This is a genomic window from Streptomyces sp. NBC_00872 (assembly GCF_045161915.1).
Classification (GTDB): Bacteria; Actinomycetota; Actinomycetes; order Streptomycetales; family Streptomycetaceae; genus Streptomyces.
In genome coordinates this window covers 1,622,248-1,647,222 of the sequence record NZ_CP108806.1, presented here as the reverse complement: position 1 = coordinate 1,647,222, position 24,975 = coordinate 1,622,248, and the positions used below count along the sequence as shown (strand labels likewise).

Here is a 24,975-nt window from a genome sequence, read left to right as displayed (position 1 = left end):
GCCGGGATGCCTTGGATCAGAACGGACCGGGCGGAGGCGGGGGAGCGTCCCTCACTTGACGGCTCCGCTGTCGGCGACGGCGGCGACACGGCGCTGGGCGATGACGAGGAGCACGGCCGCCGGTACGGACGCCAGGACGGCGGTCGCCATGATGGCGTTCCACTGGGTCGTGTGGGCGCCGGCATATTGATAGATACCCAGGGTGATCGGCCGCACGGTCTCCGTGGTGGTCAGCGTGAGCGCGAAGAGGAAGTCGCTCCAGCTGAAGAGGAAGGTGAAGAGGCCGGCGGTGATCAACGCGTTGGCACTCACCGGAAGCACCACGGAGCGGAAGACCCGCAGCTTCCCGGCGCCGTCCACTCGCGCGGCGTCGATGATCTCTCCGGGGATGTTCCGCATGAACGACCGCATGATGATGATCGCGAAGGGGACCCCGGCGGTGGAGTCGGCCAGAATCAGTCCGAGGTAGGTGTTCAGGAGTCCCAGGTCGTTGTAGGCGCTGTAGAGCGCGTTGGCCACGACGATGCCCGGCACCATCTGTGTGATCAGGATGCCGAGGAGCACCAGGTTGGCTCCGCGGAGGGGGAACCGGGCCAGCGCGTACGCGGCCGGCGCGGCGAGCCCGAGGCTGAGCACGACACTGCCGAGGGCCACGACGAGGCTGGTGACGAGGTGGTGTCCCTGATCACGCAGTGCGGTGGCGTAACCGCCGAAGTCCGGATGGAAGGGGAACCAGCCTCCCCCCAGTGTGTTGCCCGCCGGCTGGAGGGAGGCGTTCACCATCCAGTAGACGGGAAAGAGCATCAGCGCGAGCAGGACGATCCCTACGATCGTGGACAGTCGGCCACGGTTGGGTGCGCGCTTCACGGGATCGCCTCTCAGACGTTCCGGGCGCCACGGCCGGCGCGCAGATAGACGAGGGCGAAGACGAGCGAGATGACGACGAGTACGTTGCTCATCGCCGCACCGCGTCCGAACTCGAACTGCTGGAAGGACAGTTCGTAGGACTGGGTGGCGAGGGTCTCCGTGGCGTTGGCCGGTCCTCCGCCCGTCACCACGAGGATGATGTCCAGGACCTTGAGCGTGTAGACCACGCCCAGCACCAGCACGACGCTCACCACGGGGCGCAGCAGTGGCCAGGTGACATGGCGGAACAACCTCACCGGCCCGGCACCGTCCAGCTTCGCGGCCTCGTACAGATACGTCGGAATGTTCTGCAGACCGCCGTACAGGATCGTGGTGTTGAAGGGGATTCCGACCCAGATGTTGATGAGGATCACCGACACGAGCGCCTGTGAGGTGCCGGTGAGCCAGGGGACGCCGGACGACGCGAGGTGAAGGTGGCGCAGCACGTCGTTGACAACTCCCGTATCGGGGTCGAGCATCCACCTCCACGTCGTTCCGGAGACGACCAGTGGCAGCAGCCACGGCAGCAGAAGGAACGACCGCAGAACGCGGCCGAGGGGGAAGCCGCGCTGGAAGAACAGGGCGAGGGCCAGACCGAGTACGAACTGCCCGACGAGCGAACCAGCGGTGAACAGGGCCGTGGTCAGCAGGGTCTTGGAGAACAGGCCTGACGAAAGGATCTCCGCGTAGTTCCGCAGTCCCGCGAACGGTGCGGCACCGGTGTAGAACGTGGCGGTCGTGTAGTGCTGAAAGCTCATCACGGCGTTCTTGACGACCGGGTAGCCGAAGAACAGCAGCAGATATGCCACCGCGGGTGCGATGAACATCCAGTGGGCGAGCCGCTCCCACGTCCGGGGGGCCGGGGACAGCTCAGTTGCCGGTCGCGATGCGCTGCGCATGCCTGAGCGCTTCCTCCGGTGTCTGCTCGCCCGTCACCGCGGACTGGATCGCGGTGTATATCCCGGTCGCCGCTTTGGGCCATCCGACGCCGAGTTCGCCGGTACGGGCCCGAGCCCCCTCGACGCTTCTGACGAAGGCAGCCATCGACGGGACCTGGCCGCCGTACCGGGAGGCGACCGCGGAGCGGGAGGGCACGGTGAAGTGCTGCTCGGCGAGGGTGAGCATGCTCGTGGAGTTGTTCAGGCAGGCGAGTACCTGGGCGGCCTTCTCCTGCCGGGCCTTGGAAGCGCTCTGCGGAACGGTCCACACCTCGCCGCCGAGCGGTGTGACAGGGGTCTGTCCCGTCCGGGGGACGGGGATGGGAGCGACCCCCCAACGCAGATTCTTCGCCTTGTCCAGGGCGGGGATCCGCCAGGGGCCGTTGATCATCATGGCCGTCCTGCCGGCGGCGAACTGATCGTGGACGTCGGCCTGCGTCCAGTTCAGTACCGACTTCGACATGGATCCGCTCTTCACCAGGTCGACCCAGAGCTGGAGCGCTTGTGCGGCCTGCGGGGTGTCCAGCCGCTTCTCGTCCCCGCCGTTGGACCACAGGAAGGGCAGGAACTGCCAGGTGCCCTCAGAAGAGGCGTTCGCGTCGACCGCCATCCCGTAGCGCCCCGGGCGGGTCAGCTTCGCCGCCGCCGCCTTCAGCTCGTCCCAGGTCCTCGGCACGGCGACACCGGCCTCGGAGAGCATGTCCTTGTTGTAGAAAAGGGCGACCGTGCTGACATTGGGCGCGAGCCCGTACACCTTTCCCTGGTAGGTACCCGCCGACAGGATGCCCCTGGCGAAACCGCTGGAGTCGATGCCGTACCGGTCCAGCGGGGTCAGCGCGCCACTCTGTGCGATCTGCTGCATGTCGGGGTTGTCCAGCATCAACAGGTCGGGAAGGGTCCGCGACGAGGCCTGCCGCAGGACTTGGGGGACGAGCGACGCCGCTGGAACGCTTGTCTGCTCGACCTTCACGCCGACGGTCCTGCCGCATCCGGTGAGCAGATCGCCCCACTGGGCGTGCTCGGACTCGTCGGTGTAGTAGTCGAGTGCGGTGATGGAGGTGACCTTGCCTGTGGCGGACCCGGCACTGGTTCCCCCGCCACACCCGGTGGCAGTGAGTATCAGGGCGATGGTTCCCAGGAGGGCTGCGATCTGCCGCGCAGGAGGACTGGCGGGTGAGATCATGAAGGTGCCTTTACCGAATGAGATGGGTGGCCGAAGTGCCGGGCGGAAGGTACGAGCGGAGTCCAGGGCCTCCCGCGGCGACTCGACGAGCCTAAACGTTCGGGCGGGACTCGGGCGTCAGATGATCGTCGAACGAGACGTCCATACCGGCGGCTTCCCGGATCATCGCCGCCACCGCGCCGGGCCGCGACAGCACGACGGCGTGCGAACCGTGCAGCGCGTATTCGGTGGCCGCCATGCGCTGTGCCATGAAGCGCTGAGCGATGGGGTTGAGCATGCGGTCGGCGGTGGCGACGGCGTACCAGGACGGTATGGAGACCCAGGCCGGCGGGCCCGATCTGCCGGTCACCGCGCTCAGGGCGATCGGGCGTTGTGCGACGGACATCACATTCTTGACGCGGGGCGGCAGGTCGGCGGCGTACACCTGCGGGAACCGTTCCTTGCGGATGTACAGCTCGCTTTCAGGGGCGCCGGGACACAGGGCGGGGAGGGCTGTGGTGAAGACCGCGTCGGCCGCCGGTGTGGGGGCGAAGCGGCTTGTGATGTCCAGGACGCACTCGCCGGCGTCGAGGCCGAACGCCGCGACGTAGCACAACGCCACGACGTTGTCGCCATCGGTAGCGGCGTGTGTGATGACCGCGCCACCGTAGCCGTGGCCGACGAGCACGACGGGGACGTCGATGTCACGCACCACGCTCCTGATGTAGGCAGCGTCCTGCGCCAGACCGCGCAACGGGTTCGCCGGGGCGCGCACCCTTGATCCGGCGGCACGGAGGATGCTGATGACCCCCGCCCAGGACGAGGCATCGGCGAACGCCCCGTGCACAAGCACGATGGTGGGCGGTACGGCGGTGGATTCGAGCATGTCCGTGGCCTCCGTGACCTCCGACCGGGTGTGGAGGTTGCCAGCCAAGCGCATGCGGGTACGGCCGGGCATCGCGTGAACGTACCAACAGGCCCGCTCAGCCCTCGGGCAACGCCCTGACCAGGTTGGCGAGCTGAACTCGGGAGTTGACCGACAGTTTGCGGAAGACGGAGGTCAGGTGGGTGTTGACCGTGTGCGGGGAGACGACGAGGAGGTCGGCGGCCGACCGGTTGGTGTGGCCCTCGGCGACAAGGCGCGCGACCCTCTTCTCCGAGGCGGTGAGGGCCTCCCACCCCTGGACGGGACGCCGGGCGGCCGCTGCCCGGTGGCCGCCGGCCCCGGCGCGTTCCAGATCCCGCTGTACGCGGGCCGCCGCGGCATCGGCTCCCGACTCCGCGAATGTGCTACCGGCGTGGGTCAGGGCGGCCACCGCCTGGGCTTTCCGGCCCGCCTCCAGGAGCGCCTGCCCGAGATCGGCGTAGGCGGCGGCCCGGACCAGCGGGCGAGGGCTTGCCTTGAGCAGTGTTACGGAGCGCTCCAGCATGGCGGGATCGTTCTTCACGAGACCCAGGGCCTGCGCCGCGATGCCCATGGCGCTGGGCACGGCGGGGTTACGTTCCGCGTGGGCTTTCGCCTGTGCGGCCAGGTCCTCGGCGAGCGCGTGGTCCGCGCCTCGCAGGGCCATGCGTATCGCGGAATCGATCCAGTCGCGCAACAGCCGCCAGCGCATGAAAGAACCCTGCCGCTGTACCTGCCGTATCTTGTCGACGGCGAGGTGGACATCCCCGTCGGCCTCTGCGTGGACGGCTTCCAGGAAGCGCACCGCGGCCGTGTTGCCCGGGTTCGGTTTGACCGCCAGCCTTTTCCGCGCCGCGGCCAGGTGCTGCCGCGCCGCTTCCCGGTCACCGCGCAGAAGGGCGATCCGGGAGCGGATCACGCGAGCGTTCACCTGCTGGACGGGTACCCGCACGTCGTCTTCCAGGCGCTCCATCGTCAGGAAGTCGGCCTCGGCGTCGTCGAGCCTGCCGAGCCCCAGGTCGTACTGGCCCTGTGCCCACAGCAACATCGCCTGCCGCGTCACCCCGGCGTTGTCCGCCGCCCGCAGGAGCAGCCGTTCGCCGGACTCGAAGTCGTCGACGTGCACGTGCGCGACGATCTCCTCGGGAAGGAAAGCGGGATCGACGGCGCTGAGCGCGGTGAAGCGCTCCAGCGCGACGGCGTTCTCCCCCGCGTTCTGCGCGATCTCGCCGAGTGCGGACAGGGCGAGGATGTGCGCCTCCCGGTCACCGGTCGCGGTGGCCGCACGCAGCGCGGTCTCGCCGGCCTCACGCGCCACGACGAGATCACGGTCCCGGGACAGAGCCAGCGCACGCAGGGCGGCCAGCTTCGCCTCGACCTCCGGGGTGGCGCCCCCGATCGCGAGGGCTGTCTCGGCCCGGCGGCGCAGCTCCTCCGCCAGATCCATGTTCCACAGCGCGCCGCCCAGGGCGGCCTGCAACCGGCTGAACTCCTCCAGCGGCGGGCGGTCGGCCAGCAGCCGGTCGCCGATCGCCAGCGCCTCTCGATTCCTCCCGGCCCGGGTCAGGCAGATGATCGCCTTCTCACCCACCGCGAACCTCAACGGCCGTGCGGATGGCAGCAGTTCCAGGGCGCGTGTCATCAGGTCGGCCGCGAGGCCCGGTGTGACCGGCAGTACGTCGTCAGCGGCTCGCCGCAGCAGCGCCACGGCTTCCTCGTCTCCTGGCAGGGCACCCTTGAGGATGTGCGGCACCGCGTCGAGCAGTTGGTGGCCCCCGGAGACCAGGCGATGGGCGGCGTCCCGGTGCAGGGCCCTCCGGGCCGACGGGGGGATGTCGACGTAGACCGCCTGGCGCAGGAGATCGTGCCGGAAGACCAGATGATCGCCGTCGTCGTCCAGGAGCCCGGCGCGTACCGCCTCTTCGAGCGCCGCGATCAAGGTGTCGGACGGTTGGCCGTGGAGCCCGGCGGCGTCATGGAAGCCGAACCTGCGCCCCAGCACCGCTCCCATCTGGAGGAAGCGCAGGGTGCCGGGTTGCAGGGACTTGAGTCTGCCGCGCACACCCACCACGAGCCCTGGGGGCACCAGTTCACCGGAGGCCTCGGCGGTCCGCAGGCCCGCGAGCATCTCGACCGCCAGGAAGGGGTTCCCGCCGGCTCCGTCGAGCAGGTCCCGTACCCGCCCGTCGACGGCCGCACCCATTTCGTCGTCGGCCAGTTGTCCGATCGCCTCGCTGGAGAGGGGCCCCAGTGGCACATCGACCGTCGGGAGGTTGCCGGTCGCGGCCGCGACGACCTCCCTCGCCGGCTCGGCGGGCTCCGGCCGTCCTGTCAGCATCCACAGAACGGGCGAGGTCCGCAGGAGTGCCGGAAGCTGCTTCAGGGCGAACCGGCTCAGTGGGTCGGCCCACTGCACGTCGTCCAGGGCGATCAGCACCGGCGCGTCGGCGGCTCTGGCCTCGATCGCCTCTGCCAGGCGCTCCACCAGCCAGATCCGCTGATCGTGATGGCGGGCGAGATCGACAAGGGCCTCGCCGGAGACGAGCGGCTGATCGCCGTGCAGGATGCAGGCCGCCAGCGACGAGAGGGGGACGATGTGATGCAGCTCATCGGCCTTGCCGAGGCCGGCCGAGAATCCCGCTGCCTCGGCCCTGGTGACGGCCTCGGCGAGCAGCGTGGTCTTGCCGAGGCCCGGTTCCCCCTGGATGAGGGCCAGGGCACCGCTTCCGGTGCGGGCCACCGAGTCGATCAGTGCCTGCAGCTTCTCGATCTCGGCCTCTCGGCCGCGCAGACCGCTACGGGTCAGCGATCCTGACCCATCCACTTACGCCCCTTCCTTTCCGCTCTCGCCGGCCGAGGCCGGGCTCACGTCCTTCAACCGCTGGAAACGCGCGAGGGCGGGCGTGAATTCCAGCGGGTCGCGGCTCTCGGCGGGTACGCCTCAGGCGGCTGCCTCGCGGTACGTCGATCGGGGTCAACGCTACTCGCCGATGATCATAATGGCGCCGCTCACCGAGGCGTACGCCCACGTCATGGCGTTGCCTGGGCACGCGGCGGCGGGGCCGCGTGCCCAAGGCCGTCGTTCGGGCCCGCCGGCCCAGCCGCTGGTGTCCACCGCCACCGTTACAGACGTGCCGCGCTCGGGTTCGCCGACGCCCGTTGCCGGCGTTCGGTGGCCCAGTAGAGCAGGGCGGTGAGGGGAAGGGCCGCACCGAGGGCGGTGACGGCGGTCCAGCCTCCCGCGTGGTAGAGGACGGAACCGAGCTGGGAGCCGATCGCGCCGCCGACGAAGAACACCGCGATGAAGACGCTGTTGAGACGGGCGCGGGCGGCGGGGTCGAGCTGGTAGACGGTGTGCTGGCCGAGGACGAGGGTGATCTGTACGGCCATGTCGATCAGGATCGCGGCCAGGGCGATCAGGAGAATGCTGTGTCCGCCGAACCCGGCGAGCGCGAAGGCCAGGGCGGCGACCACGAAGGCGATGCCCGTGATGGGGCGTACGAGCCCTCGATCCGCCCAGTGCCCGGCGAACGGGGCGACGGCCGCTCCGGCCGCGCCGACGAGGGCGAAGACGCCGACTCCGACCTGGGAGTAGTGGAAACCGGGGCCGGTCAGGACGAAGGAGACAGTGGTCCAGAAAGCGCTGAAGGCGCCGAACATCGCCGCCTGGTAGAGGCCGCGGCGCAGCAGTGCCGGGTGTGTGCGGACGAGTCGGACGGTCGAGCGCAGCACATGGTGGTAGGGGATGGTGGTGGTCGGCGCGTGCTGAGGCAGAGCCACCCGCAGGGCCACGGCGAGCAGGGCCATGAGTCCGGCCGAGCCGAGGAAGACGGCGCGCCAGCCCGCGAGGTCGGAGACCAGGCTGCTCAGGGTGCGGGAGAGCAGGATGCCGGTGAGCAGGCCGCTCATCACCTGGCCGACGATGCGGCCCCGGGCGTGGTCGGGGGCGAGGCCGGCGGCGAAGGGCACCAGTATCTGGGCGACGACCGACGTGGCGCCGCTGACCAGCGAGGCGATCAGCAGCATGGGGAAGCTGGTGGCGAGCCCGGCCGCCACGAGGGCGAGGGTCGTGATCGCCAGCAGGACGGTGATCAGGTTGCGCTTCTCCAGCCGGTCGCCGAGCGGGACCAGGAAGAGCATGCCGATCACATAGCCGACCTGGGTGAGTGTGATCAGCGCTCCGGCCGTGGCCGTGCTGGTGTGGAAGACACCGCTCAGCGAGGACAGCAGGGGCTGGGCGTAGTAGAGGTTGGCGACCGTCATTCCGGAGGCGACGGCGAGGAGCGCGACCAGCCAACCCGGCACGCCGTGAGGGGACTTGGCGGTCGCGGGCCGGCGCGTGCTGTGGACGTCGGGCGATGCGGACATATGCACCTTCTTGACGGGGAGAGCCGGGAAACCGGCCCGGACGGACGCGCTGTGCGGTGATCGGCGGCTTCTTCGATGCCGTCACGCAGGCGTAAGCGTCGGTCCGCCCCTCGATGCTTCCTCGCCGCTCGCGATGGTTCGGGATTTCAGTCATCTCGATCGGAGATGAACGTGACCGCGCGCCCTTCCGAAGGCGTTGGGAAGGGCGGCGGCGCGGGCCGTCACCGTGGCAGTACGGTCTTCAGCCACCGCAGGAGTTCGGGGGTCACGGGGTCGGTGATGTCGGCGAACTCGTCGTGCTTCTTGAGGAACTTCGCCACATACGGGCAGACCGGCACGATGCGCTTCCCGGAGGCGCGTACGTCGGTCAGGGCCCGCTGCACGAGGAGCGACGCCAGGCCTTGACCGGCGAAGGCGTCATCGATCTCGGTGTGGTAGAAAACGCGCTGGTCATCGCGGTCGCGGTACGCGGTGAGGCCGGCGGTTATGCCGTCGACCAGGATTTCGTACCGGTGCTTGGCGTCCACTCGCTCGACACGGGGAGCGGCGGCGGGCTGTGTCATCGTGTGCCTTTCAGCGGCGTCGGGTTCTTGCGCGGCGCGATGGTGCCATTCGGAAGGGCGGGCGCGGGAAGACGGTCGCCGTCGTAACCGCCGACACTGCCGAAGCGGTCGGACCATCAGCGGTCGGCGAACCGTCAGTATCGGTCCCCGAGGAGACAGCACGACCATGGCGACCAAGACGTTGGCCCGTGGCATGGGCACCTTCTTCAAGGACTGTATCCACCCCGAGTCCCGGTGGTCCGAGTGCCCCCACGAGTACAAGATCCGGTACCGCGACGCGGCTGGCGAGCAGACCGAGGAATCCGGCTGCGCAACCCAAGACTCGGCGATCGACCGCCTCACGGAGATCTACGCCGCCGAGCGGGCCGCACGTCGCCTCCAACTGCCTTACCCACGGCCGGAAATCCCGATCGGGTAGTCGCCGCTGGCGGCGGGCATGAGACAGGCGGTCGGCGGGGCGTCTGCCGGCCTCCGGCATCAGCCCGCTGCGCCGTATCTGAGTCCGTCGAGTGTGAGGTCGAGGAGACGTTCGGCCTGCTCACGCTGGTCGGGCTTTCCTGAGGCAAGGGCGACGCCGGTGAGCGCGGCGAACATGTCGGTCGCCTTGATGTCCGATCGGATCGTACCGGCATCAGTTGCGGCGTCCAGGAGCGAGGTGAGGGCGGTCATCATCAGCTCGTGGCTCCGGGCGTAGGGGTTGACACCGGAGCCGACGACGGCGCGGAGGGCCTCGGCCATCCCGAGTTTGGCGGTGGCGTAGTCGATGAAGCGCCCCATCCAGGCGCGGAGCGCCTCGCGTGGCGGCATGGCTGCCAGAAGGCCGGGGGCGGCGTCGCACAGTCGGCTCAGTTCGTTGCGGTAGGCGGCCTCGATCAGCACCTCACGGGTGGGGAAGTTCCGGTAGAGGGTGCCGGAGCCCACACCGGCTTCCTTGGCGATGCGCTCAAGGTGCGCGTTCAGCCCTTCTTCGGCGAAGACGCGCACGGACCTGTCCCGTGCGCGGCTCATCGTCCGGCGTCCCGGCGAACGGCACGTCATCTACCTGGACGAGCTCATCTGCCGCTGCGTCTCCGGGTGGCTCCGTGAATGTCACCGCCGTCGGCCGGTGACGACCGACCCGCATCTGCTGATCAACCGATGGACCGCGGTGGACACCACACACTCGTCCATCGGCACCACGTTCAGCGCTCTCTTCCGGCCCACCGGACTCACGATGACGATGCTGCGGCAGGACCGGATCCGCGACGAGGCGTTCGAGGCCGACGATTCGATGCACCTGATGCACCTGATGCACCTGTTCGGCATCGCCTCGCACACCGCGCTGCGGTACAACACCGCGGCCCGCCCCGAACCGCAGGGGCTCAGGTACCGTCCTCGAACTCCAGCTACCGATCGCGGGAGCGCCCCTACGAAATCGATGTCTGCCCGCGTGACGGCACAAGCGGCTGCTGCCGCGGCTGTTGAAGGCAGCACGCGCGGGCCGGCCCGCCCTGATGGCGGGGAGCGCGGCGAGGAGAAGCCGGGTCAGGCGTCATAACCGACTTTCGCCCGTCTCGTTTCCCCTGTGGATGCCGGCAAGTCCCCGGCACCGATCACCCAGTTGGATTGGAAGTTCACCCGTGAGGCCTCAGGCCACCGACACGCCTCATATCGCCGAGCAGCGCCGGACGGCAGACCGTAGCAGCACCAGCCACCGCGCCCTGACCGCGTCGGCCGCAGTGCACACCTCCACCGCCTGCCACTCCCGCCGGCACGGCCATCCTGCCCTGCGCGCCGCCCTCGCCACCGCCGCCGAGGACGCCATCATCTACGACCTGGACGGCATCGGTCGCCAGTACACCGCTCTGTGCGCCGAACTGCCCGGTGTCGCCATCCGGTTCGCGATGAAGGCATGCCCCGTGGGCGAGGTGCTCGACCACCTCGCCCGCCTCGGTTCCGGCTTCGACGCGGCCGGCCCGCAGGAGATCGCCCAGGCGCTGCGCACCGGGGCTGCCCCCGAATCGATCCACTACGGCAACACCGTCAAGTCCGACCGCGACATCGCGGAGGCCTACCGGCTGGGCATGCGCGATTTCGCCACCGACAGCGTGGAGGACGTCGCCGCGATCGCCGAACACGCCCCGGAATCGCGGGTGTTCTGCCGGATCGCGACGACCGGCGATGGCGCGTTGTGGGGCCTGAGCCATAAGTTCGGCTGTTCACCGGAGGATGCCCTGCGGGTGCTCGGTGCGGCACGGGCCGCCGGGCTGGTGCCCTCTGGTCTGTCTGTGCACGTCGGCTCCCAGCAGATGACAGCCGAGGCCTGGACCGAGGCGATCGAGACACTGGCCGCCCTGCTGGAGAGGCTCAACCGGCACGGCATCGTTCCGGACCGGGTCAACCTCGGTGGCGGGCTGCCCGCCCTCGGTGTCCTCGACCGGCGCGGCCGGCCACTGGAACCGCCGTTGGACAAGATGTTCACGGTGATCCGCGAAGGCATGGAACGGCTGCGCGCCGTCAACTCCGCTCCGCTGAACTTCCTGCTGGAGCCCGGCCGCCACCTGGTCGCCGACCACGGCGCGATCCGTGCCCACGTCGCCCGGCTCACCTCCCGCCATCGGCTCGACGGCACCCGCGAGGAATGGCTCTACCTCAGCTGCGGTAAGTTCAACGGCCTTTACGAGATGGACCAGTTGCAGTACCGGCTGGAGTTCCCGACCCGCCCCGACGGGCAGTTCGTCGACGCCGTGGTGGCCGGTCCGACCTGCGACAGTGACGACGCGTACGCACAGGACGCCACAGTGCGGGTCCCGCGCACGATCGCGTCCGGCGACCCGGTCTGGGTCCATTCCTGCGGTGCGTACGCCGCCGCCTACGCCACCCAGGGGTTCAACGGCTTCTCTCCGCTGCCGTACACCTGCATCGGCGGCCTGGCTCCGGAAGAGGACGGCACATGACCGACACCCGGATCCGGCTGCTCCAGGAGGACGACTGGGACGAGTTGGTGACGTTGGAGGAACGCGCCTACGCGGCAAGCGGCCTGTCCGAGGGAGAGGCGGCGCTGCGCTCCCGGCACCGTGCCTCGCCCTCGACCTGCTTCGTGTTGGAGCACGCGGGCGGCTTCGGCGGCTACCTGCTCGCACTGCCGTACCCGCTCTTCCTCTGCCCGGACCTGAGCCTGGCCGAGGAAGGCGCGGTGCAGGGGAGCAACCTGCACCTTCACGACCTGGTGATCGCCGAGCGTGCACGCGGTCGGGGCCTGGCTCACCGGATGCAGCAGCACCTGGAGGAGACCGGACGGGTGGCTTCCTACCAGACGCTCTCGCTGGTCGCCGTGAACGGCTCGCAAGTGCTGTGGACCACCCTGGGCTACCGCGCCGAGCCCGGGATCGGGCTGCCCGCGAGCTACGGCGCCGAGGCGGTCTACATGGCGAAGCCCCTTGAGAACGCTGTCACGAGCCGGCTCTCGGGCCATCCTGGTGAGCCGCTGGGCGCACCATGGGCGACCGGGTGCGCCGGGCCACCAGTCGGTCCGAAGCGGAACTGAGCCGCGGCAGGCCCGGCGGGAGCTGTTCGATCATCTGCCGAGCCGTCGGGCCCGGGGCCGTTGCGTGACTCGCGCGTCAGTACCGCCAGCGCGCCGCCTCGATGACGTCCGCGTCGGTATGCGTCGCGAACAGCTCTGCCTCCGCCCGCCGGACGGCGAGCACGGCTTCGTACAGTTCGGCGCCGAGCGCCTGTCGAAGCAGCGCGGACTTCTCGTACGCGTCGGTCGTCTCCGGCAGGCTCGCCGGGAGGCGTTCGACGCTGCCGAGGGCGGCGGGGTCGCCTCGGGTCTCGGGAGGCAAGGGCAGGCCGGCGTCGAGACCGGCGAGTCCGGCGGCCAGCACACCGCCGATCTCCAGATACGGGTTGGCGGTGGCGTCGAAGCACTTCAACTCGGCGTTGGCCTGCCCGGCGGTGGAGCCGGCGATCAGGCGCAGCGCCGCCTCACGGTTCTCCAGGCCCCAGCAGCGATAGGCCCCGGCAAAGCGGGAGGGGACCAAGCGCAGGTAGGAGGCGACGCTGGGCGCACCGAGGGCGAGCAGCGCGGGCAGCTCGGCCAGTACGCCGGCGAAGAAGTGCTCGGCGTCGGGGTGGAGCCCGTGGCGGCCGGGGCCGCCGTGTCCGAGGTTCTGGGCCTGCCGCCAAAGGCTGAGGTGCAGGTGGCCTCCGTTGCCGATCTCGCCCTCGGTGAAGACGGGGGCGTACGAGACACGCAGACCGTGCCGGGCGGATACGGCCCGGATGGTGTGGCGCACCAGCATCGTGGTGTCGGCCGCCTCGACCGGCCCCTCGGCGGCGACCGAGACCTCGAACTGTCCGGCGGCGTACTCGGGGTGGAGCTGCAGCACTTCCAGTCCTTGCCTGGTAAGGGCGCGCAGTACCTCCCGCAGATAATCGGAGTGCTCGATGAAGCGGGTCATCCCGTACCCGGGCCCGACCGTCGCGGGGTCTCCGGCGGCGTCGGCCACCACCCACTCGATCTCGATCCCGGCTCGCACCGAGAGCCCGCGCCGCTCGACGGCCTCGGTGGCCCGGCGGGCGAAGCCGCGCTGGCAGCCGGGGTGCGGGGCGCCGTCCTGGGTGTACCGGTCGGCCGGAGCCCAGGCCCAGCCGGGCTGTGCGGCGAGCGGGGTGAGCTGGTCGAGGTCGGGGACGAGCCGCAGGTCGCCCATCGGGCCGGCACTCGAAGGCGCGGTGGTGAAGGAGTCGTCCATCAGGGAGACGTCGAAGCAGGGTAGGGCGCCGACACCGTACTGGGCGGCGTGTTCGAGCTGGGCGAGCGGGACGGATTTCACCCGGGTGAGCCCGGCGTTGTCGACCCAGCCGAACACCACCCCGTCGATTCCGTCGGCAGTGAGCTGAGCTTCGGCTGCACGGGCCTGGGCGGCCCGTTCGGCTCGGGAGCGTGTGGTGATCATGCCGCCCATGTTGATGCTCGCGGCAGCGGGTGCGTCAGGAATTGCCAACAGTTCACTCATCTGTGAACGGACGGAGCGGAGACGCGGCACGGGACGGAAAACGACCGTGAAACACAGCGCCTTCCCTGTGCCCGGGTGTTCGCGTTCCGGAGGCTCGCGTCGGCCGGGATCGACGGGGTTCGAGGTTCGGCAAACCACCTGAGGGCATATCAGTTCTGTGGATGGTCAGGCGTGCCGGAGGCAGAGGGTTCCCCACTGGAAGCCCGCGCCGATCCCGGACAACACGTAGGTGTCTCCCGGAAGGAGGGAGCCCTTGGTGACGGTGGTGTGCAGTGCGGTGAACAGGCCTGCTGATCCGGTGTTGCCCAGCCGGTCGATGGTGATGGGCGCACGCTCACGGGGAACGCCCAGGGCGGCCATGGCCTCCGTGAGAATGTTCAAATTGGCCTGGTGCAGGAAGAAGTGCCGGATCTGGTCGATCGGCACGCCGGCACGGTCGGCGGCGCAGGTGATGCTCTCGGGCAGGCGTGTGGTCGCGGCGTTCCAGACGGCGCGGCCGTCCATGGACAAGTAGTGGTCTCCGGCGGCGACGGTGGCGCTGCTGGCGGGCAGCCGGGAGCCTCCGGCGGGGATCTGGACATCGTAGGAAAGCTGGGAGCCCAGGTTGTAGGAGAGCAGGCCCGCGCCAGGGGTGTCGGCACGGGTGAGGACGACGGCTGCCGCGGCGTCCCCGAAGAAGACACCTGTGGTGCGGTCGGTGGGATCGGTGATCCTCGAAGCGCAGTCGGCCGCGAGGAGCAGGACGGTGGTGATGGAAGGGTTTTGCAGGAGGTGGGCGGCGATCAGCATGGCCTGGACGCCGGAGGCGCAGGCGGCTTGGGTGACGTCCAGGGACAGAGCGCGGTGGGCACCGAGGGCGTCTTTGACGATCAGCGCGGTCGACAGGAGCGGCTGGTCCCAGGTGTAGGTGGCGACGATGACCGCGCCCAGTTGTGCGGGCTCGATGCCGGCGGCGTCCAGAGCCGGGCGGGCGGCGGCGACGCACATGTCGGAGGTCGCCAGACGCGGGTCCAGGCGGCGGCGTTCGCGGATACCGGTACGGCTGGTGATCCATTCGTCGCTGGTGTCCAGGGTGCGGGTGAGCTCCTGATTGGTGACGACCGTCGGTGGCAGGTGCATCCCTGTTCCGGCGACGGCGAACGGCACGGACAGGCCGGCACCGGTCTGGTGGAACAGGGTCCGGTCCAGGGCGACGGTCACTCCGCGGAGCTCCCCTCGGGCGCGTTCGGGGCACCTCGAAGAATTCCCATATTCCGTCCTCGATATCGGTTTGCGAATGTCCGGCGCTGCCAGGTCCGTCGAACCGCAACGCCGCCGCAGCATCTCACGGGACAAGGATCTGAAGTTCGCTCCTTAATCAATAAGAGTGCAGAAAGATTTAACTGCTTGACGTCGCATTACTGGAAAGCCTTCGCCGTGCTCTGAGTGGGCAGGGGCGGATATTGGCCGTGATCGATTTCGAATACCTGCGCGGAGGGCCGATGCGACGGGACCGGCGGGACGGACGAGTTGCGGATTCCCTGCTCGCGCTGTTGAGCCGGGACTGGATCGGGGTGCCGGTCGCGGTACTGGTGGCGGCGCCGGGCGGAGGGCTGGCCGGGGCGGGGGCGGGCTGGGCGGCGGCGCTCGGTGCCCTGGTGATGGCTTTTGGTGTGCTGCTGGCGGTGGGAGCCGTTCGTCACCTGGTGCTGGTGGCCCGCGAGCGGCGGGAGAACCCTCCGCCGGGGCGGCTGGTCGGTGTGGGCGGCCACAGGATGCACCTCCTCGGTGAGGGGGAGGCCGGGAGCGGGCCGACGGTGGTCTGGATGCCCGGCGGGCACGCCCCTGGGGAGGACTTCCGGGAACTGCACACGATGCTGTCGGCCGGAACCCGGTCGGTGCTGGTCGACAGGTTCGGTTCGGGCTGGAGCGATGTCGGGACCTTCCCCAGAACGACGGCGGGTGAGGCGGAGGAGCTTTGGGCAGCGCTGGAGGGAGCGAGGGAGCGGGCGCCCTTCGTGCTCGTCGGTCATTCCTTCGGAGGGTTGCTGGTCGCGAACGCGGCCAGGCGCCGGCCGGATCTGGTGGCCGGTCTCGTCCTGCTCGATCCGACGCCCCTGGAGGTTGTCGCCTTCGCGCCGCGCAGCCGGCAGCTCGCGCGGATACGTCGCGGCTTCCTGCTGACGGCGATCCGGGATCTGTTCGGTGCCCATCGCGGCACGGGGAGCCGGGCCGGGCAGGGCTGCGCCGCAGCGTCGATCTTCGCCGAGCTGTCGCCGTCCGGGCTGGCGGGAGTCGGCTGGGAGACCGTGGTGTACGACGGGGATCTCGGGGACCTGCCACTGGTGCTGGTGATACCCCGGGATCTCATCGGCGGTGAGGCGGTGCTGGTCGGCGCCCGGGACGCTGCCGAGGCCGAGCGGATCAGCGGCTTCTACCTCCGCAGCAGGATCCGGTATCTGTCGGCGTCGACGTCGTCACGACTGGTGCACACACCGGAGGGAACGGGCCACGACTTTCCGCACGAGGTTCCCTCGTTCGTGGTCGGCGTGGTCGGGGACCTGGTGCGGGAACTCCGCACCACCGCCCCCTGACCACCCGCGCGCGGTCGGGCCCGACCGGGCGTCGGCGGGAGGAGGAACCCAGGTTCATGAACGGCGCCGCTCCGACGGGCACCGCGTCCGGGCGCCCAACGGTCATGACGGCCTCTCCTCGCGGGGGGACGTGCGCAGGGACGGCACGGAGGCGAGCAGTGTTCGGGTGTAGGGGTGCCCCGGTGCGCGCAGGATCGTCTCGGTGGGGGCGGTCTCGACGATCCTGCCGTACCGCATGACCGCCACGACGTCGGAAACGTGGCAGACCGCCGGCAGGTTGTGGCCGATGAACAGCATGGACAGTCCGAGCCGTCGCTGCAGTTCGCGGATCGTGTTGAGGACGGAGGCCTGCACCGAGACGTCGAGCGCCGAGGTGATCTCGTCGGCGATCAGCAGACCGGGGTCGACGGCCAGGGCGCGGGCGAGGGAGATCCGCTGGCGCTGGCCGCCGGACAGCTGCCGCGGCAGGGAATCGGCGAGCCGTGGCTCCAGGCCGACGAGGCCGAGCAGTTCGGTGACGCGCTCAGCGCCGGCGGCCCGGTCGAGCCGGCGGAAGACCGTGGCGGCTTCGACGAGCGTCCGGCGAACCGTCATCCGAGGGTCGAGCGCGGTGTCCGGGTCCTGGAGGACGATCTGGACGAGGCGGCCGAGCCGACGCCGGTCGCGGACGGTGCGGGTGCGGACCTCCTGGCCGTCGATCAGGACCCGGCCGCCCCGCACGGGGACGAGGCCGACGATCGCGCCGGCCAGGCTGGATTTTCCGGAGCCGGATTCCCCCACCAGACCGAGCGTGGTGCCGGACGGAATCTCCAGCGAGACACCGTCCACGGCGGCTGGGGAGTCGCGGGGGCCGGGGTGGCGGACGGTCAGGTCGGTCACCTGAAGGGTGGTCATGACGCGGTCACCGTCTCCAGGACCCCTGCCACCGGTGCCGGATACCAGCAGGCGACCCGGTGGTCGGCGTCGAGGGCCTCCAGTGGTGGAGCCTGCTCGGCGCAGCGGTCCTGGCGTCGCGGGCAGCGGGGCTCGAACGGGCATCCTGGTGCGAGTGCGAGCGGGTCGGGCGGTGCGCCCTCGATCGTCGGCAGCGGCCGGCCGCGGTCGGCGGCGAGGTTCGGAACCGAGGCGACCAGGGCCTGGGTGTAGGGGTGCTGGGCGCCGTCGGCGAGGCGGTCGGCGGGCAGGGCCTCGACGATGGTGCCCGCGTACATCACCAGAACCCGTTCGCAGAACTCGCCCACGAGTGCGATGTCATGGCTGATGAACAGGATCGCGGCGGAGGTGTCCCGCCGGATGTCCGTGAGCAGCCGGGTGATCTGGCGCTGCACGGTGACGTCGAGCGCGGTGGTCGGTTCGTCGGCGATGATCAGCCCCGGTCGCACCATCAGCCCGGATGCGATCATCACGCGCTGGCGCTGGCCGCCGGAGAGCTGGTACGGACGTGAGCGCAGCAGCGCCGGCGGCAGGGCAACCCGGCGCAGGGCGTCGGCAGCCTCCGCAGCGGCCTGTGCCCGGCTCGCACCGCGGTGGGCCCGGACGGCCTCGGTGAGCTGGGTGCCGATCCGCAGGGCCGGGTTGAGCGCCGAGGCCGGGTTCTGGAAGATCACCGACAGGCCTGTCGCAAGGCGCCGGTCCCGCTCCCTCGGCGTCAGGGCCGCGAGGTCGGCTCCGAGCAGGCGCAGAGTGCGCCGGGACACCCGGGCACCGTACGGGAGCAGGTCGGCGATGGCGAGCGCGGTGAGCGACTTTCCCGACCCCGACTCGCCGACGAGTCCGACGATCTCCCCCGGCCGCAGCGAGAGGCACACACCGCGTACCGGCCGGATCGTGCCGTACGGGGTGGGGAGTTCGACGGAGAGGTCCTCGACCTGGAGGACCAGCCCGTCCTCGGCGGGGCCGCTCGGGATGGGCGTCGGCACGGGTGCGCGCGGCGCCGGGCCGCGGCGCGCGACGTTCCCGGCCAGGACCTCGCCGAGCAGCTGGAAGGTCAGGGCCGCGTAGAGAACGGCCAGGCCCGGGGCGAGCGCGGGCAGCGGCTCGGCGTAGATCCGGTCGAGCCCCTGGCTGAGCAGCTGCCCCCAGTCGTAGCCGGGCGGTTGGACGCCCAGACCGAGGAAACTCAGCCCGGAGAGCGCGACCAGGGCGGTGCCCGCCGCCGTGGTGGTGCTCAGGAGCAGCGGCTCGGCGATGTTGGGCAGGACGTGCCGCCACAGCAGCCGGTGGCGGCGCAGGCCGAGGACTCGGGCTGCGGCCAGGTGGTCGGTGCCCGCGACGCCTGCGGCGAGGGTCTGGGCGAGCCGGGCGAAGCCGGGGACGCCCGCCGCCGCGAGAGCCAGCACCGCCCCGGCGGCGCCCGCGCCGAACACGACCGCGAGGAACATCGCGACGAGGAGGGCCGGGAAGGCGAGCAGAAGGTTGATGAGCCCGGCGGTCAGCCGACGGCCGCGCCGGCCGAGGACGGCGGTACAAGCCCCGAGGAGGATTCCCGCAGTCGCACCGAGCAGCGCCGCCGCCAGCGCGAGCAGCAGGGAGGGCCGGGCGGCCGTCAGGACTCGGGCGAGCAGGTCCCGGCCGAGGTTGTCGGTGCCGATCGGATGTTCCGCGGAGGGGCCCTGGAGCACGGCCGAGGGGTCCGGGCGCTCTGCCGCCGCCCCCCAGACCAGCGGGCCGAACAGTGCGAGCGCGACGAGCGACACCAGCATGGCCGCGGTGGCCCAGGCCATGGGTGAGCACCGGAGGCCGGTTGGAACGCTCATGATCACATCTCCCGGATCGCCGAACGAGGGTCGAGTACGGCGAGCAGCACGTCGACCAGGAGGCCTGTGAGCAGCACGGTGGTGCCCAGCACCAGCACCATGGCCTGTACCACCGGGTAGTCCTGTGCGACCACGGACTGGGCCATGGCGGAGCCGATGCCGGGCCAGGCGAAGATCTTCTCGACCAGCACGGTGCCGGCGATCAGGGCAGGCAGCAGGCTCCCGGCGACGGTGAGTGCGGCGGAGGCCGTATTCGGTGCCGCGTGCCGGAGGTAACGGCGTGCGGACGACAGCCGTTTGCTCCGGGCGGTGCGCAGGTAGTCCTCGTTCAGCACCTTCAGCGCTTCCACCCGGACGATGCGGAGCAGGACCGCGGTGGGGGCGAGGGAGAGCGCGAGGACGGGCAGGACGAAGGACCCGACGCCCGCCGCACCGGCCACCGGGAGCAGGTTGAGGCCGACGGCCAGCAGCGCGGTGAGTCCGGCGGCCAGGACGAAGTCCGGCACTCCGGTCAGACCGGCGGTGACCGCGACGAACACCAGCTCGGTGCGCGGACGGCGGCCGTCGCGGGTGCGGACTGCCGCCAGCAGGCCGCCGGGCAGGGCGACGGCGAGTGTGACCAGGAAGGCGAGTCCGGCGATCTCCAGGGTGGCCGGCAATCGGGTGCGCACCAGCTCCGCGACCGGTGCCCCTGTGACCAGCGAGGTACCGAGGTCGCCGTGCAGGAGGCCGCTGAGGTAGTGCTGGTACTGGGACAGGAAGGGCGTGTCGAGCCCGAGGGCGTGCCTGCGGGCGGCCACCAGGTCGGGGGCGGCGTCGACACCGAGCGCGGCCCGGACCGGATCGCCGGGGATGAGGCGGATCATCGCGAACGACGCGGTGATCACGACCCCGAGGGAGAGGAACAACCGGAGGCCGCGGCGGCCGAGGCACACCGTCCAGGGGTGACGCAGCAGCTGGGGTACGAACATGGTGGGCCCCAGGTCACTGGTGGAGGCGGATGCTGGTGGGAACGAGCTGGCCGCCGAAAGTGGTGGCGAAGGTGGTGCGGTAGCCGTACACGCTGCTTCGGCCTTCGGCGATCGGCAGCGCGTCGGCCGAGCGGAAGAGCGCGGCGGCGGCCCGGTTCCAGGTGCCGCATCCGGTCGTGTCGGTCTCCCGGAGGGCCTGGGCGACCAGGGCGTCGTACGCGGGATTGGCCACCCCCGCGAAGTTGAGGCCCTGGGCGGGGGTGGAGCCGGAGAAGAAGGGGATGAAACCGGCCGGCAAGGCGAAACCCGGGGTACTGCCGACCACAACGTCGAAGTCAGCGCTCCGGTACATCGCGTTGACGAGGGCGGGCAGGCTCTCGGTGACCAGGTCGACCTCGGCGCCGAGCGCCGTCCACTGCTGGGCCATCAGCTCGGCGACGGAGGCCAGGGTCGGGCCGAGGTCGGGGCTGGTGATCAGGCGGAGCCGGAGCGACTGGCCGTCCTTGGTCAGCGGGCCGTCGGCGGAGCGGGTCCAGCCGGCGGAGCGCAGGGCCTCGACGGCGTTCCGCGCGGGCAGGTTGGCGTCAGCGAGGTCCGCGTGGCAGACGGCACCTTCGGCGCCGAAGTCGGTGGCGGGGCTGCCGGTGCCGCCGACGGCGACGTTGGCAAGGCCCCGGCGGTCGAGGGCGGAGACCAGGGCACGGCGGAGCGCCAGGTCGGCGAGTGCCCGGCCGGGGCGCTGGTTGAAGAAGGTCAGCCCGACCACGGTCGCCACGTCGGCGGTGGCAAGACCGCGGCCGGTGAGCCGGGCCCGGTCCGGCCCGCTCACGCGCGCGATGTCGATGCCCCCGGTGAGCAGCAGGTTCGCCGCCGTGGAGGTCTGGGGCACCACCGAGATGACGATGTGCTCGGGAAGACCGGGTTCCGTGGTTGTCGCCCCGGCGGGTCCCCAGGAGTAGTCGTCGCGGACGGTGAACTCGTACGGTCCGCCCGGGGTGTAGCGGGTCAGTACGTAGGGGCCGGTTCCCTGAGTGGTGCGGTCCAGGGAACCGGGCCGGTCGAGGCCGGCGGGGCAGACGATCGGCAGCAGGCCGAGGGTGCGGGTGAGGAACGGGAAGGGGGCGGCGGCGGTCGCCGACACCGTGCCGGTCCCGTCGTCGGGGCTCGCGGTGAACGGGACGTTCGGGAGGACGGTCCGGGCGCCGGCGAGCTGGTTGGCCGGGTCGCCCGCGTACGTGAGTGCGCGGGCCACCGCCGAGGCGGTGAGGGGCGTGCCGTCGGAGCAGGTGATGCCTGGGCGGAGTGTGAAGGTGGCCGTGGTGGCCGTGGCCTGCCAGGAGGAGGCCAGGCCGGTGACCAGGGTGCCGTCGGGAGCGAGGTTGACCAGGGAGTCGTAGGCGTAGCGGGCCTGGGAGGCGCCGAAGGTTGAGTACGGGTCGAAACTCGGTGTCTCACTGGACTCGGCGATCCGGACGGTGCCGTGGTCCGCCAGGGGGGTGGTCGTCGAGGAGACGGCGCCACCACCACAGCCGGTCAGCGCGACGGCCGAGGCGGTCAGGACGGCCGCGAGGACGACCGCAGGGGTGCGTCGAGGCATGGCGTCATGCTGCCACCGGGGATTGGCGGTGGTAAGTCACCAACGAGTGAGGCGCGGATGTTCGAATACCGAAGAGAATGCGACCCACCTAGGGGTGAGTAATCAGGTAATCGCACTGACCAATGTGCGAACATGCTGGAATTTGGTCGCACAGGACGGTCATGAATACTCGCATGAGTGAACTCGGAGGCGGCCATTTGGCGCAGGTGGGCGTGGTTCGACTACGGTGATCACGGGATCGGACGGCGTGTTCCGATGTCCGGGAATCCGCTTCGTCAGGTGAATCCCAGATTTCGCGATGGAACGCTTTCATCCACCCGGCTGTGCGCTACTCCGGTGGTCCCCGTACCTGGGTTCCTGTCATACGTATCGTGGAGAGGATGGAGCATCATGCTGCCGCCCCTAGTCCCGCCCTTCCTGGTCGGCCTCGTCGTCGCACCGCTCGCCAAACGCCTGCTCAAGCCACTGCTGGGTGGAGTCGTCAGAGCATCCGTCGGTATCGCGATGGAGGTGAAGAAGGCGGCGGAGGAGGCCGGGGAGAACATTCATGACCTCGCGGCCGAAGTGGCCGCCGATGTGGTGGCCGCCCAGATCGCTGCCGGGGAAACCGGAGGGGATTCCGGTGATGGCCAGCACGGCACCAAGGGGGAAGCGAGGATCCCGAAGATTCGCACGCCCACCGGTAGCGCCACCGGAAAGGCGCGCTGACGACCCGTAAGAATTCACGGCCGCCGCCAGGCGCGTATGCCGATCGATTTCGGCGGAATGCGCCCTGGGCGGCGGCCGTTCGCAGGCCGTTCGGCCGCAGAGATTTTCCGCTCCGTCGCCGTAATTCCGTCGTGTCCGTGGCGGTTTCCGCGACCTCCGCAAACAGGTGAACGTAACACATGCCATCGCTACTGGGTGCCGCAGCCGGATTCCGCTCCGTGGAATTGGGTGCGAGGCCGCGCTCGATCACACCGGGCCGCCAGCGCTGGGACGTCAAGCTGCTTCTCGGACGACCCCGGACGGCCGAGGTCCTCGCCGCTGCGCTGCGCCGCATTCCCGGAATCACCGAGGCCCAGGCCAACCCCGTCACCGGCGGGATGCTCATCCGGCATGACGCGCGGCTGCGCGCCACGGACATCGGCCGGATCGTCCGCGGGGCCGTCGCCCGGGTCGCGGAGGAACCGACCGGGGTGCGGCGTCCGGCACCGGCCCGCCCCGGCCCCGCGCCGGCCCCGCGGGCGGGCCGCGGCCTGGTCGTACGCCCGGTACTCGCCGTCGGCGGGGTCGCGGCCGGGGCCGCGCTGATCAAGGGGTCGGCGCTGAGCAGGCAGCTCGTGGCCGTGGTCGGGGTCGCCGCCGCGACCGCGGTCGTCCTCCGGAAGGCGTGGCGCGGAACGGCCGACGCGTCCCGGGCCGCGTCCCGGGACGGTGCCGAACGCCACGTCCTGCTGGAGATCGTCGGTCCGCACCGACGCCGCCTCTACCGCGCCGCCGCCCTGTCCGTCGCCTGCCAGGCCGCGGAGATGGCGCTCGGCACCTTCCTCGGATGGACCGGCCTGGTCCTCATCAAGGGCGAGGCGGCTCCGCTGGTCGGCCTCGGCCTGACCACGGCCTCCGCTCAACTGTGGGGCCTGGCCGGGCTGGTGGCCGCCGCCTGTGCCGCGGTGGCGGGCCTTTCGTACGCCTCGACCCTCCAGTGGCGCCGACTGGGCCAGGACATCGAGCACGACTGGCGGGGCCGCACGTACCGACACGTCCAGCACCTCGAACTGGGGCACCTGGAGGGTGAGCGGACCAGCCGGGTGGCCGGCGTACTCACCAACGACGTCGGCCAGCTGGGCGCCTTCTTCGCCGGACCGGCCAACGACGTGCTGCAACTCGCCACCAGTCTGGTCCTCCTGGTGCCGGCGTTCCTCCTGCTGGCACCGCAGATCGCCTGGATCGCGTTCCTGCCGATCCCGATCATCGCCTGGCTGTCGCTGCACCACCAGGAAAAGGCCGCGGCAGACTACGCCGTCACCGGCGAGTCCCGGGCCAGGCTGGGCAGCCAGGTGATCAACTCGCTGGAAGCCGTTGCGACCGTCAAGAGCTTCTGCACCGAGGACTACGAGGCCGAACGCATCGACGAGCTGAGCGAGGCGGTCCAGGAGAGCAGCCGGCAGACCGACCGGAGCACGAGCCGCCACGCCGAGACCGTCCGGTCCTGCACCACCGCGTCGATGGCGGGAACCCTGCTGATCGGCGGTCGTTCGGTGCTCAACGGCACCCTGCGCTTCGAGGTGTTCAGCCCGCTGATCGGGCTGCCTCAGATGCTGCTGATGCGGATGAGCCGACTCGGCGGCATCGCCGACCACTACCAGCGCACCCTCGCCTCCTACGACCGGGTCCAGCGGCTGCGCGCCCTGCCCGTCGAGGCCGACGGCGGCGACGGGACGCTCAACCTCGCCGAGGTGCGGGGCGAGATCGTCCTCGACCGGGTCACCTTCGCCTACCCCGGCCGATCGACGGCACTGAAGGATCTCTCGCTGACCGTCCCGGCCGGGCAGGTGACCGCCCTGGTGGGCGCCACCGGCTCCGGCAAGACGACGATCGCCAGACTGCTGATGCGCTTCCAGGACGCCCAGTCCGGAAGGGTGCTGATCGACGGACAGGACATCCGGGGCCTCCGGCGACACAGCTTGCGCCACGCCATCGGCTTCGTCGCCCAGGACCCGTTCCTCTTCGACGGCAGCATCGCCGACAACATCCGCTACGGCAGCTTCGAAGCCTCGGACGAGGCAGTACTCCAGGCCGCCGCCATGGCCGAGGCGCACACCTTCATCGCGACGCTGCCGGACGGCTACGACACTTTGATCGGTGAACGCGGTGCCGCGCTCTCCGGCGGTCAGCGGCAGCGGATCGCCCTGGCTCGTGCGATTCTCAAGGACTCGCCGGTCGTGATTCTCGACGAGGCCACCTCCGCCGTGGACAACGAGACCGAGGCCGCCATCCAGCGCACACTGCGCGGCTTCGCGGCCGACCGCACGATGGTCGTCATCGCCCACCGCCTCTCCACGGTCCGCCACGCCGACCGTATCTACGTCATGGACGAGGGCGGCATCGTCGCCGAACAGGGCACCCACGACGAACTCCTGGCCCAGCACGGACTCTACGCATCTCTCTGGCAGCTCCAGGCCGGCGAACTCGCCGCCTGACCGCAGAAAAGCCCTTCCGCCCGCCGATCGCGTGACACCACCGCGGTCGGCG

General features: G+C 70.5%; 21 protein-coding genes and 1 pseudogene. 7 read left to right on the top strand and 15 right to left on the bottom strand.

Translation table 11 applies throughout. The features are described from left to right. Nucleotides 1-51 precede the first annotated feature (51 nt). From OG214_RS06985 to OG214_RS06950, 8 genes and pseudogenes are all read right to left on the bottom strand, one after another. The gene (locus tag OG214_RS06985; RefSeq protein WP_405984186.1) at nt 52-867 is read right to left on the bottom strand and encodes a carbohydrate ABC transporter permease; all 816 of its coding nucleotides are present in this window, start codon (nt 865-867) and stop codon (nt 52-54) included. Nucleotides 868-878: 11 nt separating this feature from the next. After that, nucleotides 879-1,805 carry a sugar ABC transporter permease gene (locus tag OG214_RS06980; RefSeq protein WP_363080597.1) on the bottom strand — a complete coding sequence of 309 codons (927 nt, stop codon included), beginning with the start codon at nt 1,803-1,805 and terminating at the stop codon, nt 879-881. After that, nucleotides 1,777-3,027 carry an extracellular solute-binding protein gene (locus tag OG214_RS06975; protein WP_405984185.1) on the bottom strand — a complete coding sequence of 417 codons (1,251 nt, stop codon included), beginning with the start codon at nt 3,025-3,027 and terminating at the stop codon, nt 1,777-1,779. Before OG214_RS06975 ends, OG214_RS06980 begins: the two co-directional genes overlap by 29 nt. Before the next feature lie 91 nt (nt 3,028-3,118). Further along, the gene (locus OG214_RS06970) at nt 3,119-3,940 is read right to left on the bottom strand and encodes an alpha/beta fold hydrolase (protein ID WP_405984184.1); all 822 of its coding nucleotides are present in this window, start codon (nt 3,938-3,940) and stop codon (nt 3,119-3,121) included. A 49-nt stretch (nt 3,941-3,989) separates the two neighbouring features. Beyond that, entirely contained in the window at nt 3,990-6,734 is a 2,745-nt protein-coding gene (locus tag OG214_RS06965; RefSeq protein ID WP_405984183.1) for a helix-turn-helix transcriptional regulator, read from the bottom strand. Between the two features lie 299 nt (nt 6,735-7,033). Continuing rightward, nucleotides 7,034-8,278 (bottom strand): MFS transporter, encoded by a 1,245-nt coding sequence (locus OG214_RS06960; protein WP_405984182.1) that lies wholly within the window; start codon nt 8,276-8,278, stop codon nt 7,034-7,036. Nucleotides 8,279-8,499: 221 nt separating this feature from the next. Next, nucleotides 8,500-8,841, bottom strand: a complete 342-nt coding sequence (locus OG214_RS06955) for a GNAT family N-acetyltransferase (RefSeq protein ID WP_363081228.1) — start codon at nt 8,839-8,841, stop codon at nt 8,500-8,502. Continuing rightward, nucleotides 8,838-8,954 (bottom strand): annotated as a pseudogene (locus tag OG214_RS06950) (pirin family protein); the annotation flags it as partial. The gene OG214_RS06955 and the pseudogene OG214_RS06950, both read right to left, overlap by 4 nt. A gap of 53 nt (nt 8,955-9,007) precedes the next feature. On the opposite strand from OG214_RS06950, the gene OG214_RS06945 reads away from it, so the two are divergent. Beyond that, the gene (locus OG214_RS06945; protein ID WP_405984181.1) at nt 9,008-9,259 is read left to right on the top strand and encodes a hypothetical protein; all 252 of its coding nucleotides are present in this window, start codon (nt 9,008-9,010) and stop codon (nt 9,257-9,259) included. Nucleotides 9,260-9,318: 59 nt separating this feature from the next. Here the strand turns inward: OG214_RS06945 and OG214_RS06940 are convergent, their stop codons facing one another. Next, on the bottom strand, nt 9,319-9,849 hold the full coding sequence (locus tag OG214_RS06940; protein ID WP_405984180.1) for a TetR/AcrR family transcriptional regulator: 531 nt from the start codon (nt 9,847-9,849) through the stop codon (nt 9,319-9,321). Between the two features lie 97 nt (nt 9,850-9,946). Between OG214_RS06940 and OG214_RS06935 the strand changes: the two genes are divergently transcribed. From OG214_RS06935 to OG214_RS06925, 3 genes are all read left to right on the top strand, one after another. Continuing rightward, a complete protein-coding gene (locus tag OG214_RS06935; protein ID WP_405984179.1) occupies nt 9,947-10,378 on the top strand; it encodes a hypothetical protein in 432 nt (143 codons plus the stop codon). A gap of 181 nt (nt 10,379-10,559) precedes the next feature. After that, the gene (locus OG214_RS06930; protein ID WP_405987445.1) at nt 10,560-11,777 is read left to right on the top strand and encodes a type III PLP-dependent enzyme; all 1,218 of its coding nucleotides are present in this window, start codon (nt 10,560-10,562) and stop codon (nt 11,775-11,777) included. Further along, complete coding sequence (locus tag OG214_RS06925) at nt 11,774-12,367, top strand: GNAT family N-acetyltransferase (RefSeq protein WP_363081232.1); 594 nt, start codon at nt 11,774-11,776, stop codon at nt 12,365-12,367. The genes OG214_RS06930 and OG214_RS06925 overlap by 4 nt, the downstream gene beginning before the upstream one ends. Before the next feature lie 76 nt (nt 12,368-12,443). On the opposite strand, the gene OG214_RS06920 is transcribed toward OG214_RS06925, so the two are convergent. Both OG214_RS06920 and OG214_RS06915 read right to left on the bottom strand, forming a co-directional pair. Next, on the bottom strand, nt 12,444-13,784 hold the full coding sequence (locus tag OG214_RS06920) for a glutamine synthetase (protein WP_405984178.1): 1,341 nt from the start codon (nt 13,782-13,784) through the stop codon (nt 12,444-12,446). 225 nt (nt 13,785-14,009) lie between these two features. Continuing rightward, the gene (locus tag OG214_RS06915) at nt 14,010-15,044 is read right to left on the bottom strand and encodes a 3-oxoacyl-ACP synthase III family protein (RefSeq protein ID WP_405984177.1); all 1,035 of its coding nucleotides are present in this window, start codon (nt 15,042-15,044) and stop codon (nt 14,010-14,012) included. Nucleotides 15,045-15,292: 248 nt separating this feature from the next. Here OG214_RS06915 and OG214_RS06910 point away from each other — a divergent pair, with 248 nt between their 5' ends. Continuing rightward, nucleotides 15,293-16,417, top strand: coding sequence for an alpha/beta fold hydrolase (locus tag OG214_RS06910; RefSeq protein WP_405984176.1), 1,125 nt, complete (start codon nt 15,293-15,295; stop codon nt 16,415-16,417). A gap of 102 nt (nt 16,418-16,519) precedes the next feature. Here OG214_RS06910 and OG214_RS06905 read toward each other — a convergent pair whose 3' ends face one another. From OG214_RS06905 to OG214_RS06890, 4 genes are read right to left on the bottom strand one after another with little or no spacing between them, the layout of a single operon-like run. Next, entirely contained in the window at nt 16,520-17,311 is a 792-nt protein-coding gene (locus OG214_RS06905; protein WP_405984175.1) for an ABC transporter ATP-binding protein, read from the bottom strand. Further along, on the bottom strand, nt 17,308-19,173 hold the full coding sequence (locus tag OG214_RS06900) for a dipeptide/oligopeptide/nickel ABC transporter permease/ATP-binding protein (protein WP_405984174.1): 1,866 nt from the start codon (nt 19,171-19,173) through the stop codon (nt 17,308-17,310). The genes OG214_RS06905 and OG214_RS06900 overlap by 4 nt, the downstream gene beginning before the upstream one ends. Before the next feature lie 2 nt (nt 19,174-19,175). Further along, nucleotides 19,176-20,144 carry an ABC transporter permease gene (locus OG214_RS06895; RefSeq protein ID WP_405984173.1) on the bottom strand — a complete coding sequence of 323 codons (969 nt, stop codon included), beginning with the start codon at nt 20,142-20,144 and terminating at the stop codon, nt 19,176-19,178. 13 nt (nt 20,145-20,157) lie between these two features. Further along, nucleotides 20,158-21,741 (bottom strand): ABC transporter substrate-binding protein, encoded by a 1,584-nt coding sequence (locus OG214_RS06890; protein WP_363081239.1) that lies wholly within the window; start codon nt 21,739-21,741, stop codon nt 20,158-20,160. Nucleotides 21,742-22,131: 390 nt separating this feature from the next. On the opposite strand from OG214_RS06890, the gene OG214_RS06885 reads away from it, so the two are divergent. Both OG214_RS06885 and OG214_RS06880 read left to right on the top strand, forming a co-directional pair. Then, on the top strand, nt 22,132-22,449 hold the full coding sequence (locus OG214_RS06885) for a DUF5132 domain-containing protein (protein ID WP_363081240.1): 318 nt from the start codon (nt 22,132-22,134) through the stop codon (nt 22,447-22,449). 179 nt (nt 22,450-22,628) lie between these two features. Continuing rightward, entirely contained in the window at nt 22,629-24,923 is a 2,295-nt protein-coding gene (locus OG214_RS06880) for an ATP-binding cassette domain-containing protein (protein WP_405984172.1), read from the top strand. The last annotated feature ends 52 nt before the right edge of the window (nt 24,924-24,975 follow it).

Bases quoted from the DNA above. Each gene is read 5' to 3' on its own strand.
- OG214_RS06960 (WP_405984182.1), bottom strand. From the start codon at position 8,278: ATGTCCGCATCGCCCGACGTCCACAGCACGCGCCGGCCCGCGACCGCC.
- OG214_RS06905 (WP_405984175.1), bottom strand. From the start codon at position 17,311: ATGACCACCCTTCAGGTGACCGACCTGACCGTCCGCCACCCCGGCCCC.
- OG214_RS06885 (WP_363081240.1), top strand. From the start codon at position 22,132: ATGCTGCCGCCCCTAGTCCCGCCCTTCCTGGTCGGCCTCGTCGTCGCA.
- OG214_RS06890 (WP_363081239.1), bottom strand. From the start codon at position 21,741: ATGCCTCGACGCACCCCTGCGGTCGTCCTCGCGGCCGTCCTGACCGCC.
- OG214_RS06940 (WP_405984180.1), bottom strand. From the start codon at position 9,849: ATGAGCCGCGCACGGGACAGGTCCGTGCGCGTCTTCGCCGAAGAAGGG.
- OG214_RS06945 (WP_405984181.1), top strand. From the start codon at position 9,008: ATGGCGACCAAGACGTTGGCCCGTGGCATGGGCACCTTCTTCAAGGAC.
- OG214_RS06895 (WP_405984173.1), bottom strand. From the start codon at position 20,144: ATGTTCGTACCCCAGCTGCTGCGTCACCCCTGGACGGTGTGCCTCGGC.
- OG214_RS06880 (WP_405984172.1), top strand. From the start codon at position 22,629: ATGCCATCGCTACTGGGTGCCGCAGCCGGATTCCGCTCCGTGGAATTG.
- OG214_RS06925 (WP_363081232.1), top strand. From the start codon at position 11,774: ATGACCGACACCCGGATCCGGCTGCTCCAGGAGGACGACTGGGACGAG.
- OG214_RS06900 (WP_405984174.1), bottom strand. From the start codon at position 19,173: ATGAGCGTTCCAACCGGCCTCCGGTGCTCACCCATGGCCTGGGCCACC.
- OG214_RS06975 (WP_405984185.1), bottom strand. From the start codon at position 3,027: ATGATCTCACCCGCCAGTCCTCCTGCGCGGCAGATCGCAGCCCTCCTG.
- OG214_RS06955 (WP_363081228.1), bottom strand. From the start codon at position 8,841: ATGACACAGCCCGCCGCCGCTCCCCGTGTCGAGCGAGTGGACGCCAAG.
- OG214_RS06980 (WP_363080597.1), bottom strand. From the start codon at position 1,805: ATGCGCAGCGCATCGCGACCGGCAACTGAGCTGTCCCCGGCCCCCCGG.
- OG214_RS06920 (WP_405984178.1), bottom strand. From the start codon at position 13,784: ATGATCACCACACGCTCCCGAGCCGAACGGGCCGCCCAGGCCCGTGCA.